11 protein-coding genes and 1 pseudogene are annotated in these 15,729 nt (G+C 41.3%); 3 read left to right on the top strand and 9 right to left on the bottom strand.

Features of this window, described 5'->3' with window-relative positions; genetic code table 11:
* Positions 1-73: 73 nt before the first annotated feature.
* The 5 genes from ACE1CA_RS14370 to ACE1CA_RS14350 form a co-directional block, all read right to left on the bottom strand.
* Positions 74-1,795, bottom strand: coding sequence for a sensor histidine kinase (locus ACE1CA_RS14370; RefSeq protein ID WP_413278753.1), 1,722 nt, complete (start codon positions 1,793-1,795; stop codon positions 74-76).
* Between the two features lie 75 nt (positions 1,796-1,870).
* Positions 1,871-2,446 (bottom strand): chemotaxis protein CheB, encoded by a 576-nt coding sequence (locus ACE1CA_RS14365; RefSeq protein ID WP_413278754.1) that lies wholly within the window; start codon positions 2,444-2,446, stop codon positions 1,871-1,873.
* A complete protein-coding gene (locus tag ACE1CA_RS14360; protein WP_413278755.1) occupies positions 2,446-3,279 on the bottom strand; it encodes a CheR family methyltransferase in 834 nt (277 codons plus the stop codon). Before ACE1CA_RS14360 ends, ACE1CA_RS14365 begins: the two co-directional genes overlap by 1 nt.
* Positions 3,280-3,352: 73 nt before the next feature.
* The gene (locus tag ACE1CA_RS14355) at positions 3,353-9,472 is read right to left on the bottom strand and encodes a HAMP domain-containing protein (protein WP_413278756.1); all 6,120 of its coding nucleotides are present in this window, start codon (positions 9,470-9,472) and stop codon (positions 3,353-3,355) included.
* 221 nt (positions 9,473-9,693) lie between these two features.
* The gene (locus ACE1CA_RS14350) at positions 9,694-10,779 is read right to left on the bottom strand and encodes a glycosyltransferase family 9 protein (RefSeq protein WP_413278757.1); all 1,086 of its coding nucleotides are present in this window, start codon (positions 10,777-10,779) and stop codon (positions 9,694-9,696) included.
* A gap of 161 nt (positions 10,780-10,940) precedes the next feature.
* On the opposite strand from ACE1CA_RS14350, the gene ACE1CA_RS14345 reads away from it, so the two are divergent.
* Together ACE1CA_RS14345 and ACE1CA_RS14340 are read left to right on the top strand one after the other, a co-directional pair.
* A complete protein-coding gene (locus tag ACE1CA_RS14345; protein ID WP_413278758.1) occupies positions 10,941-11,309 on the top strand; it encodes a general stress protein in 369 nt (122 codons plus the stop codon).
* On the top strand, positions 11,282-11,491 hold the full coding sequence (locus ACE1CA_RS14340; protein ID WP_413278759.1) for a hypothetical protein: 210 nt from the start codon (positions 11,282-11,284) through the stop codon (positions 11,489-11,491). The genes ACE1CA_RS14345 and ACE1CA_RS14340 overlap by 28 nt, the downstream gene beginning before the upstream one ends.
* A gap of 220 nt (positions 11,492-11,711) precedes the next feature.
* Here ACE1CA_RS14340 and ACE1CA_RS14335 read toward each other — a convergent pair whose 3' ends face one another.
* The 4 genes and pseudogenes from ACE1CA_RS14335 to ACE1CA_RS14320 form a co-directional block, all read right to left on the bottom strand.
* Positions 11,712-12,044 (bottom strand): HdeA/HdeB family chaperone, encoded by a 333-nt coding sequence (locus ACE1CA_RS14335; protein WP_413278760.1) that lies wholly within the window; start codon positions 12,042-12,044, stop codon positions 11,712-11,714.
* 85 nt (positions 12,045-12,129) lie between these two features.
* On the bottom strand, positions 12,130-12,618 hold the full coding sequence (locus ACE1CA_RS14330) for a hypothetical protein (protein ID WP_486517878.1): 489 nt from the start codon (positions 12,616-12,618) through the stop codon (positions 12,130-12,132).
* Positions 12,619-12,861: 243 nt separating this feature from the next.
* Positions 12,862-12,921: pseudogene (locus tag ACE1CA_RS14325) on the bottom strand (hypothetical protein); the annotation flags it as partial.
* Positions 12,922-12,995: 74 nt separating this feature from the next.
* Positions 12,996-13,157, bottom strand: a complete 162-nt coding sequence (locus ACE1CA_RS14320) for a hypothetical protein (RefSeq protein ID WP_486517877.1) — start codon at positions 13,155-13,157, stop codon at positions 12,996-12,998.
* A gap of 336 nt (positions 13,158-13,493) precedes the next feature.
* Here ACE1CA_RS14320 and ACE1CA_RS14315 point away from each other — a divergent pair, with 336 nt between their 5' ends.
* On the top strand, positions 13,494-15,635 hold the full coding sequence (locus ACE1CA_RS14315; protein ID WP_413278762.1) for an ABC transporter ATP-binding protein/permease: 2,142 nt from the start codon (positions 13,494-13,496) through the stop codon (positions 15,633-15,635).
* Positions 15,636-15,729 lie beyond the last annotated feature (94 nt).

Here is a 15,729-nt window from a genome sequence, read left to right as displayed (position 1 = left end):
CCCATCCCCCCATCTCCCCATCTCCCCATCTCCCCATCTCCCCATCTCCCCATCCCCCCATCTCCTCTACAGCTTATTCGCTAGTGTTGGCATGATTTTCCACTAATAAAAGTTGAGTTCGATCGCGCTTTATCTGACAATCTAATTCTTCATTTTCATATTCATTCCCCGAAGTTTTCATTATTTTTTTTTGCTCTATTTCAGTTTCCGGGATGCTACTGTTTAGGGGTAGATCGATCGTAAAAGTTGCGCCTTTCCCTTCGCCTTCGCTTTCGGCTCTAATAGTTCCCCCATGTAATTCTACTAAGTGACGAGCGATCGCTAATCCTAAACCTAATCCCCCGTAAGGTCGGTTAATGCTGCTATTTCCTTGTCGGAAACTATCGAAAACATGAGGTAAAAAATCTGGACTTATACCAATACCTTGGTCAATTACTTGTAACTGAGCGTACTGACTGCTTATAGGTGTTTCTGTTGTTTCTATTAATTTCAATCTAACTTCTATTTCTCCTGATTCGGGAGTGAACTTTATGGCATTAGAAAGCAAATTTGCCAAAATTTGTCTTAACCGTTCTGAATCTCCAGAAACTCTAAGTGCGGTGGGATATAAATTAGTTTTAATTTCCACAGATTTTTCCTCAGCTTGGAGGCGCATTGTTTCCACAGTTACTTCAATCAAATTTTGTAAATTAACTGTTTGAATACTTAACCTTAAGTTGCCTTGAATAATTTGAGAAACATCAAGAATATCATTTACTAATCGAGCTTGCGATCGGGCATTACGTTCAATTGTTTCTAAAGCTTTTATTCTCGTTTTTTCATCAAATTTTTTCGTAACTAACAACCGCGACCAACCTAAAATTGAGTTTAATGGAGTGCGAAGTTCATGAGAAAGAATTGCTAAAAATTCGTCTTTCATCCGGTTAGCTTCTTCCGCTTGCTGTCTAGCAGCGTGTTCGCGGATAAATTGTTCCCGTACTGCTTCAGTTTGTTTGCGTTCTGTAATGTCTTCAATCGTGCCCACATGACCTAACAAGTTGCCACTATCGGAAAGCATTGGTGCAGTGCGAATATGTACCCAACGCAGAGATTTATCGGGTTGATAAATGCGAAATTCCCCAGAATAAGGTTGTCCTTGGTGAATAGAATTAGGCCATTCAATTAATAATAAATCTCGGTCTTCTGGTAAGGTTATATTCGCGAATTCTCCGTACCAACTTTCGGCAGTAATAAACCCACAAATTGCTTGAAATCGAGGGTTGCTATAAGTACATCTGCCAAAGGTATCAGTAAGAAATATGCCTACTGGAGAACAAGCACTCAAGGTACGAAATCTCTCTTCGCTTTGTTTAAGTTCGGCATTCATTGCTGCTAGTTGTGCTGCTTGATGTTGGACTTCCAGATTTTTTTTGAATAGGTCAACAAATACGGATACTTTAGAACTTAATATAACGGGATCGATCGGTTTTAATAAATAATCTACCGCACCTAAAGAATAACCTTTAAACATTAAGTTATCGTTAGTACTAAAAGCTGTCAGAAAAATAATTGGTGTGTTGCGTGACCTTTCCCTCTGGCGAATCAAAGTAGCAGTTTCAAAACCATCCATTCGCGGCATTTGTACATCTAATAAAATAACTGCAAAATCTTGATTCAGCAAACATCGTAAAGCTTCTTCTCCCGAACTTGCTTTGACTAAATTTTGTCCTAATCCATCTAATATTGCTTCTAAAGCAATTAGATTTTCCGAGTGATCGTCTACTAACAGGACATTTACTTTGGGGTCAGATTCCATATACTTATTTCAACTTGGTACAGATGGCATAAATTTTCACTGAGAAAGATGAAATTTGAGCGATCGATTTTCGATTCAAATTAAAACCTGAAATTTGATCTGGGAATTCAAAAAAGGAACTATTTCAGCTAAAGGTAAAATTTGCGGTTTTTTTACTGCTTTAATTGCTGCTTCTGGCATAACTGGACATTCAGCTGTATCTGGTTTTTGGACAATTGCTGTTCCTCCGTAAGCTTGAATTTTGGCTAATCCTTTAGCACCATCATTGTTAGCTCCTGTTAGAATTATACCAATAACTTGCTCCTCATAAGCATCAGCAGCCGACTCAAATAATACATCAATTGATGGTCTGGCATAAGTGACGGGTGCATCTTTAGAAAGAGCAAAATACCCTGGTTCTATTAACAAATGATAGTCGGCGGGTGCTAAGAAAACTATTCCGGGAATAATTGGTTGTTTGTCTTCTGCTTCTCTCACTGGTAATACACTTGTTTCTTGCAAATAGTTAACTAATTCTCCATTAGAAGATCGATGACGGTGTTGAGCGATCGCCACTGCCACAGGTAAATTTTTCGGTAATGCTGATAAAATTACTTGTAAAGCATTAAACCCGCCCAAAGATGTACCTATAACTACTATTTTAAAATCCATTAAGCGATCCTCCGATAAATTTTTTCCTGGCTATCCAACTCTTCATAATAGTTTTCGTAAGCGGTTGTTTTCAGTGTTTCATGTTTCCCCAATCCTAAAATGCCAAAATGACGTAAGCTTTCGTATAGTAACTTATGTACTCGTTCTTGGAGCGTGCGATCGAAGTAAATTAAAACATTACGGCAGAGAATTACATTGAATTCATTAAAAGAAGCATCCGTCACTAAATTATGAGGAGAAAAGACAATGTTTTCTCTCAGGAAAGAACGAATAATTGCGCTATTATAAGCGGCTGTATAATACTCGGAAAACTCACTTTTACCACCTGCCTGAAGATAGAGTTGAGTGTATTCTTTCATCAAATCCAGCGGAATAATCCCCGCTTTCGCTTGACGCAGCACAGCTTCATTCATGTCTGTAGCATAGATGCGACAACGATGATATAAACCTTCTTCAAACATCAGTATTGCTAGAGAATAAACCTCCTCACCCGTAGAACAACCAGCGTGCCAAATCCGAATAAAAGGATAAGTTCGTAGTAAAGGAATTGCTTTATCTCTAAAGGCAATATAAAAACTCGGATCGCGGAACATTGAGGTTACATTTACCGACAAACCTAACAGAAACCGTTCCATACAAGCAGGATCGTGTAACACCTTTTCTTGTAATCCTGAGACGGTGTTGAGGTTTTCGGAGTGAATTATGTTCCAGATTCGACGTTTTAAGGATGCCATAGCGTAGTTACGAAAATCAAAACCATAGTACAGATAAATGCCTTCGAGTAGTAATTTAATTTCGATTTCTTCCAATTCATTCCGGTGTCTAGGGGACATAAAACTGGGACAAGCGATAAAGTATGAAATTTTCTATCTACTTTTCATACTTTATCTTCATTTCCCTTAGTTTCTATCGATATAACCACACCCGCAATAATGAGATTAATTGGTCATTATCGACAGGTTTGGTAATGTAATCGGAAGCACCTGCTTCGATACATTTTTCGCGATCGCCTTTCATTGCTTTAGCAGTTAAAGCAATCATTGGCAGATTTTGGAATTGTGCATTTTGCCTGATTGCTTGCATAGTTTCATAACCATCCATTTCCGGCATCATAATATCCATAAGCACTAAATCAATGTCTGGGTGATTTTGTAAAACAGAAATGCCATCTCTGCCGTTTTCAGCATAAAGTACCTGCATTTTATGACTTTCCAACATACTGGTGAGGGCGAAAATATTCCGCACATCATCATCAACAATTAAAACTTTTTTCCCTGCTAAAATTGGTTCGTTTTGTTGTAATTGTTCCAACATTAAACGTTTGGGTGTAGGCAAATTAGCTTGAACTCGATGCAGGAATAAAGTTGTTTCATCTAACAACCGTTCTGGCGATCGCACTCCCTTCACAATAATTGTGTCAGAAATGCGGCGCAATTCGGTTTCTTCTTGGGTTGAAAGTTCTTTTCCGGTATAAACAATGATGGGTAAATAACCTAAACTTGGTTCTAGTTTGATTTGTTCAATTAGTTCTAAACCAGTCATATCTGGCAATCCCAAATCTAGCACCAAACAATCAAAATGTCCTGATTTAAGTGTAGCTAAAGCTTCTGCACCCGTAGCAACACCAGTGCTAACAACATCAGTGTTACCGATTAATTCGATAATGCTTTGGCGTTGCACTTCGTCATCTTCTACGATTAGTAAATTTTTGACTGGACGTTCTACAAATTCCTTAATTTTGGCAAAAGCATTACCTAATGCTTCGCTACTAATTGGTTTTTGTAAATAAGCGATCGCACCTTGTTGTAAACTCCTCTGTTTCCCTTCTTCCACTGACATAATGTGAACCGGAATATGGCGAGTATTGGGGTCATGTTTTAAGCGATCGAGCACTGTCCAACCATCCATAATTGGCAGACGAATATCGAGGATAATTGCTGTTGGTTTGAATTCCCTCGCCATCGCTAAACCTTGATCGCCTCTGGTTGCTACTAATACTTTAAAACCTTGTTCTTTGACCATATCTCGTAAAATTTTGGCAAATTTCAGGTCATCTTCAACTATTAGCAGAGTGCGATCGCCAGGTTGGATGTCGTCGCGATCGTCCTCAATTTCTCGCACCTGCATATTTACAACTGGAGGTCCAGAAGCACTCACTTTTTCCCCAGTTCCATTATTTTTGGGAGTCCGAGAAAGTAAAGGAGTAGTTTCTTCCTTATTCTTTCGATCTTCGCTATCTCGTCGATTTTTTACTCCCTCTTGAGATAGGTATGTTTGTGGCAGATAAAGTGTAAAAGTACTACCCTTGCCAACTTCACTGATCAGCTTGATTTCGCCACCCAATAACCGGGCAATTTCTCGACTAATAGATAATCCTAAACCCGTTCCACCATACTTCCGACTGGTAGTACCATCTGCTTGTTGAAACGCTTCAAAAATGATTTGTTGTTTTTCTGGCGGAATGCCAATTCCGGTGTCAATTACAGCAAAAGCAATTACCATGTTGGCATGGTTAAGATTTGACTGTTCGGGACTCCAACCTTCTGTTGCTATTCTTACATTTAAGATAACTTGACCTCTTTCCGTAAACTTAAAGGCGTTAGCTAAGAGGTTTTTCAATATTTGTTGAAGTCGCTTAGAATCGGTGTAAATTGCTCTCGGTAATCCTGAGTCAAATTGCAGGGCAAAGTCGAGTTTTTTATCTTGCGCTACTTGGCGGAAATTCCTTTCAACGTGACTTTGTAAATCGATGAATAAAGTTTGGTCTACTTCAACGGACATTGTGCCAGACTCAATTTTGGCTAAGTCGAGAATATCGTTAATCAATCCCAATAAATCATTACCAGCAGAATAAATTGTCCGGGCATATTCCACTTGTTTTTCCGAAAGATTGCGATCGCTGTTGTCTGTTAACAGTCGGGCTAAAATTAACAAACTGTTTAACGGTGTCCGTAATTCGTGAGACATATTTGCCAAAAATTCGGACTTGTAACGAGAAGTTAAAGCTAATTGTTCGGCTTTTTCTTCTAAGGAAATTCTCGCTTGTTCGATTTCCCGGTTTTTTCGTTCCACTTCCCGTTTTTGGACTGCTAACAATTCGGCTTTTTCTTCTAATTCTTCATTAGTTTGTTGCAGTTGTTCTTGCTGGCGCTTGAGTAATTCTTCGGAAGCTTGGAGAGTTTTCGCTTGTTGTTCGAGACGTTGGTTAGTTTCGGTGAGTTCTTTCTGCTGACTGCGTAGTTCTTCCGCCAAAGATTGCGATTGTTTGAGTAATTCTTCTGTCCGCATACTGGCGGCGATCGTATTCAGTACAATAGCAATACTTTCCGTCAGTTGATCGAAGAAAGTTAAGTGTATTTCGCTAAAGCGGCGGAAAGATGCGAGTTCAATTACCGCTGTAACTTGTCCCTCAAACAACACTGGTAAAACTACGGCATTTAACGGAGGTGATTCACCCAAACCGGAACTTATCTTAATATAATCTCCGGGAACTTCCGTGATTAAAATTCGTTCTTTTTCTAGGGCACATTGTCCAACTAAACCTTCGCCTAAATGGAAACGGTTTGCTAAATGTTTGCGTTCCCGATAAGCGTAAGTGCTGAGTAATTTTAAGAATGCTGGGTGATTTTCGCCATTTTCCATCAAGTAAAATACGCCATGTTGGGCGGAAACTAACGGCGCGAGTTCCGATAAAATCAGCTTAGAAACTGTTTCCAAATCTCGCTGACCTTGCAACATTCTGGTAAATTTGGCGAGATTAGTTTTCAACCAATCTTGTTCGGTATTCTTTTGAGTAGTTTCGCGCAAGTTGGCGATCATTTGGTTGATGTTATCTTTCAAAGCGGCGACTTCACCTTGGGCGGCGACAGCAATAGAACGAGTCAAGTCACCTTTTGTTACTGCTGTGGCAACTTCTGCGATCGCTCTCACCTGCGTAGTAAGATTAGCTGCAAGTTCGTTCACATTATCCGTTAACGCCCGCCAAGTTCCCGAAGCGCCAGGTACTTTCGCTTGTCCTCCCAGTTTTCCTTCAATTCCCACTTCTCGCGCAACTGTGGTAACTTGATCCGCAAAAGTCGCCAACGTATCGATCATTTCGTTGATCGTATCTGCCAGAGTTTCAATTTCTCCCTTCGCCTCCAGCATTAACTTGCGTTTCAAGTCGCCATTCGCCACCGCCGTCACGACTTTGGCGATACCCCGAACTTGGGCGGTTAAATTTCCCGCCATCGAATTCACACTATCCGTTAAGTCTTTCCAAGTTCCCGCAACTCCTTTCACATCCGCTTGTCCGCCCAAAATTCCGTCCGTTCCCACTTCCCTCGCTACCCGCGTTACTTCCGAAGCGAACGAGTTAAGTTGATCTACCATCACGTTGATCGTGTTTTTCAGATCGAGAATTTCCCCTTTCACATCAACGGTAATTTTCTTCGACAAGTCGCCATTCGCCACCGCCTTAGTAACTTCGGCAATATTTCGGACTTGCGCGGTTAAATTTCCCGCCATCGAGTTTACATTGTCCGTCAGGTCTTTCCAAATTCCCGCCACCCCTCGCACATAAGCTTGAACTCCCAGTTTTCCTTCGCTTCCCACCTCTCTGGCGACTCTTGTTACTTCCGACGCAAAGGCAGAAAGTTGATCCACCATCGTATTAATAGTGTTTTTCAACTCTAAAATTTCGCCTTTCACATCTACAGTAATTTTCTTCGACAAGTCGCCATTCGCCACCGCCGTCGTTACTTCCGCAATGTTTCGCACTTGGGCGGTAAGACTACTTGCCATGAAGTTTACGCTATCCGTTAAATCTTTCCAAGTTCCCGCAACTCCGCGAACTTCTGCTTGTACTCCCAGTTTTCCTTCCGTTCCCACTTCCCTCGCAACTCTCGTTACTTCCGAAGCGAAGGAGTTAAGTTGATCCACCATTGTATTGACGGTGTTTTTCAACTCTAAAATTTCGCCTTTCACATCAACGGTAATTTTCTTGGATAAGTCGCCGTTCGCTACCGCCGTTGTCACAGCTGCGATGTTCCGAACTTGGGCGGTTAAACTTCCCGCCATAAAGTTTACGCTATCGGTTAAGTCTTTCCAAGATCCAGCAACGCCGCGAACATCTGCTTGAACGCCGAGTTTCCCTTCGCTTCCCACTTCCCTGGCAACTTTGGTGACTTCGGAAACAAATCCCGAAAGTTGATCGACCATTGTATTAACGGTGTTTTTCAACTCCAGAATTTCGCCTTTAACTGCTACAGTAATTTTCTTAGAAAGGTCGCCTTTTGCGATCGCAGTTGCCACCTCAGCAATGTTCCGAACTTGCGCGGTTAAATTTCCCGCCATCGAGTTCACGTTATCCGTTAAGTCTTTCCAAGTTCCCGCAACTCCCTTAACTTCCGCTTGAACTCCCAGTTTTCCTTCCGTTCCTACTTCTCTGGCAACTCTGGTAACTTCCGATGCAAAGGAACTTAACTGATCCACCATTGTATTTATGGTGTTTTTCAGTTCGAGAATTTCACCTTTAACATCTACAGTAATTTTCTTAGATAAGTCGCCACCTGCGATCGCAGTCGCCACCTCAGCAATGTTCCTCACTTGCGCGGTTAAATTATCCGCCATCGAGTTCACATTATCCGTTAAGTCTTTCCAAGTTCCCGCAACTCCCTTAACTTCCGCTTGAACTCCCAGTTTTCCTTCCGTTCCCACTTCCCTCGCAACTCTGGTAACTTCACTTGCAAAGGAATTAAGTTGATCCACCATTACATTAATAGTGTTCTTCAACTCCAAAATTTCGCCTTTCACATCAACGGTAATTTTCTTCGACAAGTCGCCATTCGCTACCGCCGTCGTCACTTCCGCAATGTTCCGAACTTGGGCGGTTAAACTTCCCGCCATAAAGTTCACGCTGTCTGTTAAATCTTTCCAAGTTCCCGCAACTCCCGGAACTTGCGCTTGTCCGCCCAGTTTCCCTTCTGCGCCAACTTCCCTCGCAACTCTGGTAACTTCACTTGCAAAGGAGTTAAGCTGATCCACCATTATATTAATAGTGCTCTTTAACTCGAAAATTTCCCCTTTAACATCAACTGTAATTTTCTTAGAAAGGTCGCCGTTTGCTACCGCCGTTGTTACTTCTGCAATGTTCCGAACTTGGGCGGTTAAATTTCCCGCCATCGAGTTGACGCTATCCGTCAAATCTTTCCAAGTTCCCGCAACTCCCTTAACTTCCGCTTGAACTCCCAGTTTTCCTTCCGTTCCCACTTCCCTGGCAACTCTGGTAACTTCACTCGCAAAGGAGTTAAGTTGATCCACCATTACGTTAATCGTATTTTTTAGTTCTAAAATTTCGCCTTTAACATTTACTGTAATTTTCTTAGAAAGGTCGCCGTTTGCTACTGCCGTTGTCACTTCCGCAATGTTGCGAACTTGGGCGGTTAAATTTCCCGCCATCGAGTTTACCGAGTCAGTTAAATCTTTCCAAGTTCCCGCAACTCCCCGAACTTCCGCTTGAACTCCGAGTTTTCCTTCCGTTCCCACATCCTTGGCAACTCTGGTAACTTCACCCGCAAAGGAGTTAAGCTGGTCTACCATTGTGTTAACGATTTGGGCAGTTTGGAGAAATTCTCCGCGCAAAGGTCGATTTTCGATTTCTGTAGGAATTGTTTGCGATAAGTCGCCGTTTGCAACTGCCCGAATTACTCTAGCAGTTTCAGCTGTCGGTTGTACTAAATCAGTGATTAAAGTATTGAGTGATTCGATCGAACTTTGCCAAGCACCTTTAACACTTCCCCCCAAAGAAGCACGTTCGTAAATTTTCCCATCTTTGCCGACGACATTGCTAATGCGATCGAGTTCCGCCGCCATGCGTTCGTTCATCTCAATAATATCATTGAGAGTGTCGGCAATTTTCCCCGCCATGCCTGTTTGATCGATCGGCATTCGCGCCCCAAAATTCCCCTTTTTGACTTCGGTTAAAGTTCTTAAAAGCTGTTTGAGGTCAAGTTCATCGCTATCTATATTTGCTTGTGTTGTTGTCATAGTTTTTTCTTTAATCTGCGCTTTTATTCATGGTTATTCCTTTAGACTTCCGCCTTCTTGCCGTAGCGAAATAACCAAAGTTACGTCTGGCACAATTATCCAGCCCAATCCGGGATCAATGCTCTCTATCGCAGGGTAGATGTAGGATCAATTCTTGAATTTTTGTTACTAAAGGTGGCAATTGTAACCAAAAATGTAAATAGATCGCGGTAAGTAAATGCTCAAATTTTTCCTTTGATTGGTACATTCTGGATAAGTGTCTTTGCTGTTTCTAAAACCTGTGTAACTGTTGTACCTTCCAAACAGAGATAACCTACGGAACAGGTGGCGCGATCGCAAGGATGGCATGATACTTTGTGTAATAAAAACTTGTGAATATCCGTATTTAAAGAACCCCAAACTTGGGGATCTGTCCCACCAAATATAGTAATTGTCGGGGTAGAAAGGGCATAAGCAATATGTGCTGGGCCTGAATCATTAGTAATTAAAATTGCCGATCGCGCCAAAATAGCACCTAATTCTGGCAGCGAAGTTTTCCCCGCTAAATTCAAGGTTTCCTGACCAATATTTACCGCAATTAACTCAGCAATTTCTCTTTCTTCTTCACCACCTAATAATATAATTGTGCCGCCGAATTCCTTTTGTAATGCCTTTCCCACCGCAATAAACTTATCTGCTGACCATCTTTTAGTAGCTTCCCTCGCCCCTGGATGCAGTCCAATTAAAGGTTTTGTAGCTGTGATAGTCAGCATATCTGCTGCGTCTAAATCTTCTATCCAAAGAGGGAATTCAGTTGTTTCGCCCTGTGATTCAATACCTAAAAATCTAACCAAAGATAGAACTTTTTGTACCTCGTTTTGTGTTGCAGAGATCGGCAAAGCAGCATCTAATTTTCCTGCCAAATCTCCAGGTCTAACAAACCCAGCAGTTGTTTTTGCACCTAACATTAAAGTAAATGGATTAGAATAAACTCCAGAACCGTGCATTTGGATGGCTAAATCGAATTGTTCTGCTTGCATTTCCTGGAAAAATGCCACCACTTTTCGAGGGTCAAAAAACTGTTCTGCCATCCCTAAAAAGCCGGGGAAAGGAATGAAGCGATCGATCTGTGGCGATCGTTCAACTAATTCCCCCAAAAAAGGCATAGCAATTAAACTAATCTCAGCCAAAGGAAAAGCATTTCTAATAGCCCGAAAAGCCGGAGTAGCACAAACAAAATCACCAATTCGAGAAGCCCGAACTATAGCAATTTTGCACGGAGTTTCCGGTAAACGAAATAGTAGCCCAGGTAAAAAAGGATCGAACATTGCAATTTTAAATGTTAGGTTGTCTAGATCCCCGACTTCTTCAAGAAGTCGGGGATCTGAAGATAATTTTCCCCCTCTTTAGGTTGATGAAAAATGTAACTACAATCACAAAAATGGGAAGAGAAAATAACCAAAAGATTTAAATTAAAGCGGGGGAAAAAATGGCTATCAGCGCTAAAACTCGTGCTTTCGGAGTATTTTCTAACCGAGAAGCAGCAGAAATAGGACTTACTGAATTAAAAAAATCCGGCTTTCCAATGGAGAAAGTTTCTATAATTGCTAAAGATTTAGAAAAAGGCGATCGCGTAGGTGGTGCAAAAACCACCCATAGCGTAGGCGAACAAAACGTAAATTCTCCTACAGCCGTTGTTTCCGACCTTGCTACAGGTAGCACTTGGGGAACATTATTAGTAGGACTTAGCGGTTTAGCATTGCCCGGTATTGGCCCCGTTTTAGCAGCAGGAAGCTTGGGAGTAGCCTTGCTGACTTGGGAGGCGTGGCAATGGGAACAGTCGTCAGTAATAATTTAATATCATCTCTAATAGATTTAGGCATTCCCGAAGAACAGGCGAGAGTGTATAGCGATCGACTTCTAGCAGGCAATTATTTTGTAATAGTTGATGGTTCAGAAGCAGAGATCGATCGCGCTCAAAGCATCCTGAGTAAGCAGGATATTGAATATTGGGGAATTTATCCTCCTTCTAATGGTTGATTGTAGCTAAATCATTAGATTTCCTAAAGAAATTAGTTAGGTTATGGTGAGTCTGTGAACCAAGAATCCTCGCACTTATAGGGCGAGGAGTGTCAAAGGTGTGCAGGGCAGCGATCGCTGCCCATTAAACCAAAAACCCAAACCGTTCGGCAGAAGCTCACGGCTGAAGCCTCGATACTTTTACAGTTTAGTTTGCCCCTGGTAACAGCTACACAGAACACTACTTTGTTCGGTGGCGCTGGAATGCCAACATTACAGAAGCATTCGGATTATCAATACAGAACTCCGCAATTTTGCTGGTTGCTTCGGTCAAGTTTGCTACATTAATTACTGTTTCGTTGTTTCTTCCACTCATATAACCATGCAGAAACATCACCATTGCATCCCGGTCTTCTCCATCCATTTTTAGGAGCGATCGACAGTCCACTTTTGTTAGATCAACCGTTGTATCCCTATTGCTATTCCTGGGAGTTGTTTGACTGGATGCGGCACTAATTGAAAGTTCACCCACCATCGTAATTGTTAACACAAAGGCACACAGGATTTTCTTCATGATTTATCGATATCCTCCTTAACACCATACAACCGTGCAAATTCGTTAAAAGCAAGCAGCGTTGGGCAGTTATCACAAATGAACCTTAGCGTATAATTCCCCGACGGCACTCGTTATATGCAATTTGAAATAAGCTATTGAAATCTGTCGCTTTTTGCGGTGTGTTATTGATCGCGCCCAAGGTGGCACCCACAGCCGCACCTGTTCCGGCACCGCGCCAGCCACCTGCGATCCCTCCAACCGTCGAACCCACTGCTGCTCCCTGTCCGGCCTTTTGTGCAGTGCTGGTCGCGCCCAGGGTGGCACCTACAGCCGCACCTGTTCCGGCACCACGCCAGCCACCTGTGATCCCACCAACTAACGCCCCCGCTGCTGCTCCCTGTGCCGCCCCCTGTACAGGCCCGCCCCTGGCGTTTCGTTCTGCGAAGTCTCTTGCATAAGCTTGACAGAATACGGAGGAATAGCCAGAACCATCTGATTGGGCTTGAGCCAAGACTCTCCTTCCAGAGACGGCAAGCAAATCCAGTAGGACAACACCGAGCAGGGGGAACCAGAATCTCATGCTTCTGTTCATGGTTCTATTCACTGTCCTCCAAACACAGCAATTTTCCTAATTATTTTACACCATTGAAGAGAAATTTCTTCACAAACGAGAAATAACCAATGATTAACCCTGAGCGATCAACTTCGATTCTCGCCCTCAGAGAAAAGTCAATTTAGTAAGACTTCTATTAGCAAAAACCTCAGTTCTTAGGCTGAGGCTGATATTGAGAAGATTTTTTATGTTAGGGGCTATTCACTTTAATTGATATTTTTCTTAGCTAACTGCAAAAGCTGTCAAAATCAACGAGCTAACGAGCAGAACCGAAAGAACACCTTGGAATAGATAACTTTGCTGTTGGTCAACTGATGGATATTCAGCAAAGTATTATAAGCTGTTTCGCATTTAAATTAGATTGTTTGGAAACAGAAAAAAATTCGTCTAATTCTCTCCCCTGCCCCCCTGCCCCCCTGCTCCCCTGCAATCTTAATAAGTGATTTAAATGTGTGACAGCTTACGGGGGGTTCAACAGCGTAGTTATTTAAAATGCCTTCTTCATTAGTGGTGTACATTTGTGGTATCCAGAAGGGACGGGATGCCAGTACGAACTACGCAGCAGAGAAATTGTCGAGATGCCTATGTAATTAATAAGTTGCGGATGGTAAAAATTATTACTTACGCACAGTTCGGTACAAGCTGTTGCAGCTGGAGGCGAGGGTTTCGGCATCTAGGCTACCCTCTTGCTTTAACAACTGTATGATCGTCCGCCTTGTCCAAGTATCAGAGTACTCAAGGCCACGAATCTGGTATCCATGTTAATTCTTTATTTTCTGATCCTAACTGCTATGCAATATTCCCGTATAATACGATCGAAGTCAATTTCCCTAGTCTAAATTTGAACTTAAGATATGCAATCTACAATTTCTATCGATCAAAACTCACCGAATAATTCTACATTAAGTTCTACAGGATTTTGGCAAAATGTTAGAGCGATATTAGCACCTTACTGGTATCCAACACAGCCAGGAGGAAGAGCATTTTCAGCCGTAATGCGTTCCTGGGCAATGCTTGTTCTCCTAATAGTATTAATCGCCCTGCTTGTGGGTATAAATGCTTTTAATTCCTTCGTTTATCGCTATTTAATAGATGTCATTATTAAAGATAAAGATGTCAATAAATTTATTGATACGTTATGGCTTTTCGTTGCTGTTCTAGTCGGTATAACTTTATTAGTAGGATTTTCTAAATTTGTTAGAAAACAAATCGCTCTTGATTGGTATCAATGGTTAAATAATCATATTTTAGAAAAATATTTGAGCAATCGTGCTTATTATAAAATCAACTTTAAATCCGATGTTGATAACCCAGATCAAAGGATATCCCAAGAACTCTCACCCCTGACAAAGAATGCTCTTAGCTTTTCAGCTGTTTTCCTAGAAAAAGTGCTGGAAATGTCCGTTTTTCTAGTAATTCTTTGGTCGCTTTCCCGATGGGTGGCAGTTATAGTGGTTATTTATACTGTAGTAGGCAATTTAATTGCTCTTTACTTGACTCAAGAATTGAATAAGATTAATAAAGATCAAATTGGATTTGAAGCAGACTATACTTACAGCCTAACTCATATTCGTAATCATGCAGAGTCAATAGCTTTTTTTCAGGGAGAAGACAAAGAATTAAATATAGTAATGCGAAGATTTAAGAATATTTTTCAAACTACCCAACGCAAAATTAATTGGGAGAGAAATCAGGATTTTTTCAACAGAGGATATCAAGCAGTTCTCCAAATCTTTCCCCTGATCATATTCGGGTCATTACACCTAAAAGGTGAAATTGATTTTGGCGAAATTAGTCAGGCTAGTATAGCTTGCAATTTTTTTTCAGGTGCTGTGGCAGAATTAATTGCCGAATTTGGTACTTCAGGAAGACTTAATAGTTATATCGATCGTTTAGCTGAGTTTACAAATGCGTTGGACGCAGTGATTAAACAGCCAGAGAATGTCAGTACTATTAAAACAATCGAAGATAACCGTTTGGCTTTTGAAAATGTCACCCTAGAAACGCCTGACTACGAACAGGTGATCGTGGAAAAGTTATCACTCACGGTACAGCCAGGAGAAGGTTTATTAATTGTTGGGCCTAGTGGACGAGGGAAAAGTTCTTTATTGCGTGCGATCGCAGGTCTGTGGAATGCTGGAACAGGTCGTTTAGTTCGACCTCCTTTAGAAGATATGTTATTTTTACCGCAACGTCCTTATATTATTTTGGGCAGTTTGCGCGATCAGTTACTTTATCCTCACACTACTCGTGAAATGAGCGATCGAGAACTCGAAGCAGTTTTAGAAGAAGTTAATTTGCAAAATTTACTGCCACGAATCCAAGGTTTTGATAAAGAAGTTCCTTGGGAAAATATCTTATCTTTGGGAGAACAACAACGCCTTGCTTTTGCACGATTGGTAGTGAGTCGTCCCCGTTTCACCATATTAGATGAAGCCACTAGTGCTTTAGATTTAAAAAATGAAGGAAATTTATATGAACAATTACAACAAAGTCAGGCAACTTTTATCAGTGTAGGACATCGAGAAAGCCTGTTTAATTATCATAGCTGGGTATTGGAATTAACTGACAATTCTAAATGGCGACTCGTCTCCATGTCTGATTATCAGCGGCAAAAAGCGATCGTCATTCCTCCCCCAGAAAATTCTCAAAACACCATAAATAATCCTCCTGAAATTTCCACTCAAAATATGGCAAAAAAATCTGAAGAAATTAGCTCAGATAATCCTCCTGAAATTCCAGCCCAAAACATTGTTGAAATCTCAGTCATTAGCCCAGCAAATTCTCCTCAAATTTCCTCTCAAAATATCGGCGAAATCTCAGCAGAAGTTAGCTCAAATGCAGGCTTGTCCCATAAGGAAATGCAGCAATTAACAGATTATCAAATCAGTAGTATTAGAAGTATGGCAAGTCAACGTAAAACTGTGACAACTAAAGATGGCGTAGTCTACTACTACAACAAAGATCCCAAAGTGTTGAAATGGTTAAGACTGTAGAATTCAGGCTAAAAAATTGTTTAAATTCTCAAGGTGCATCCCATGAAAAATATAAATCTATTACAAAATCAATGTGGATTCTCGATCGTTCATA

The organism is Floridaenema evergladense BLCC-F167 (assembly GCF_041929205.2).
GTDB classification, from domain to species: domain Bacteria; phylum Cyanobacteriota; class Cyanobacteriia; order Cyanobacteriales; family Aerosakkonemataceae; genus Floridanema; species Floridanema evergladense.
The sequence above is the reverse complement of the archived record's forward strand: the minus strand, read 5'-3'. Positions and strand labels throughout refer to the sequence as shown.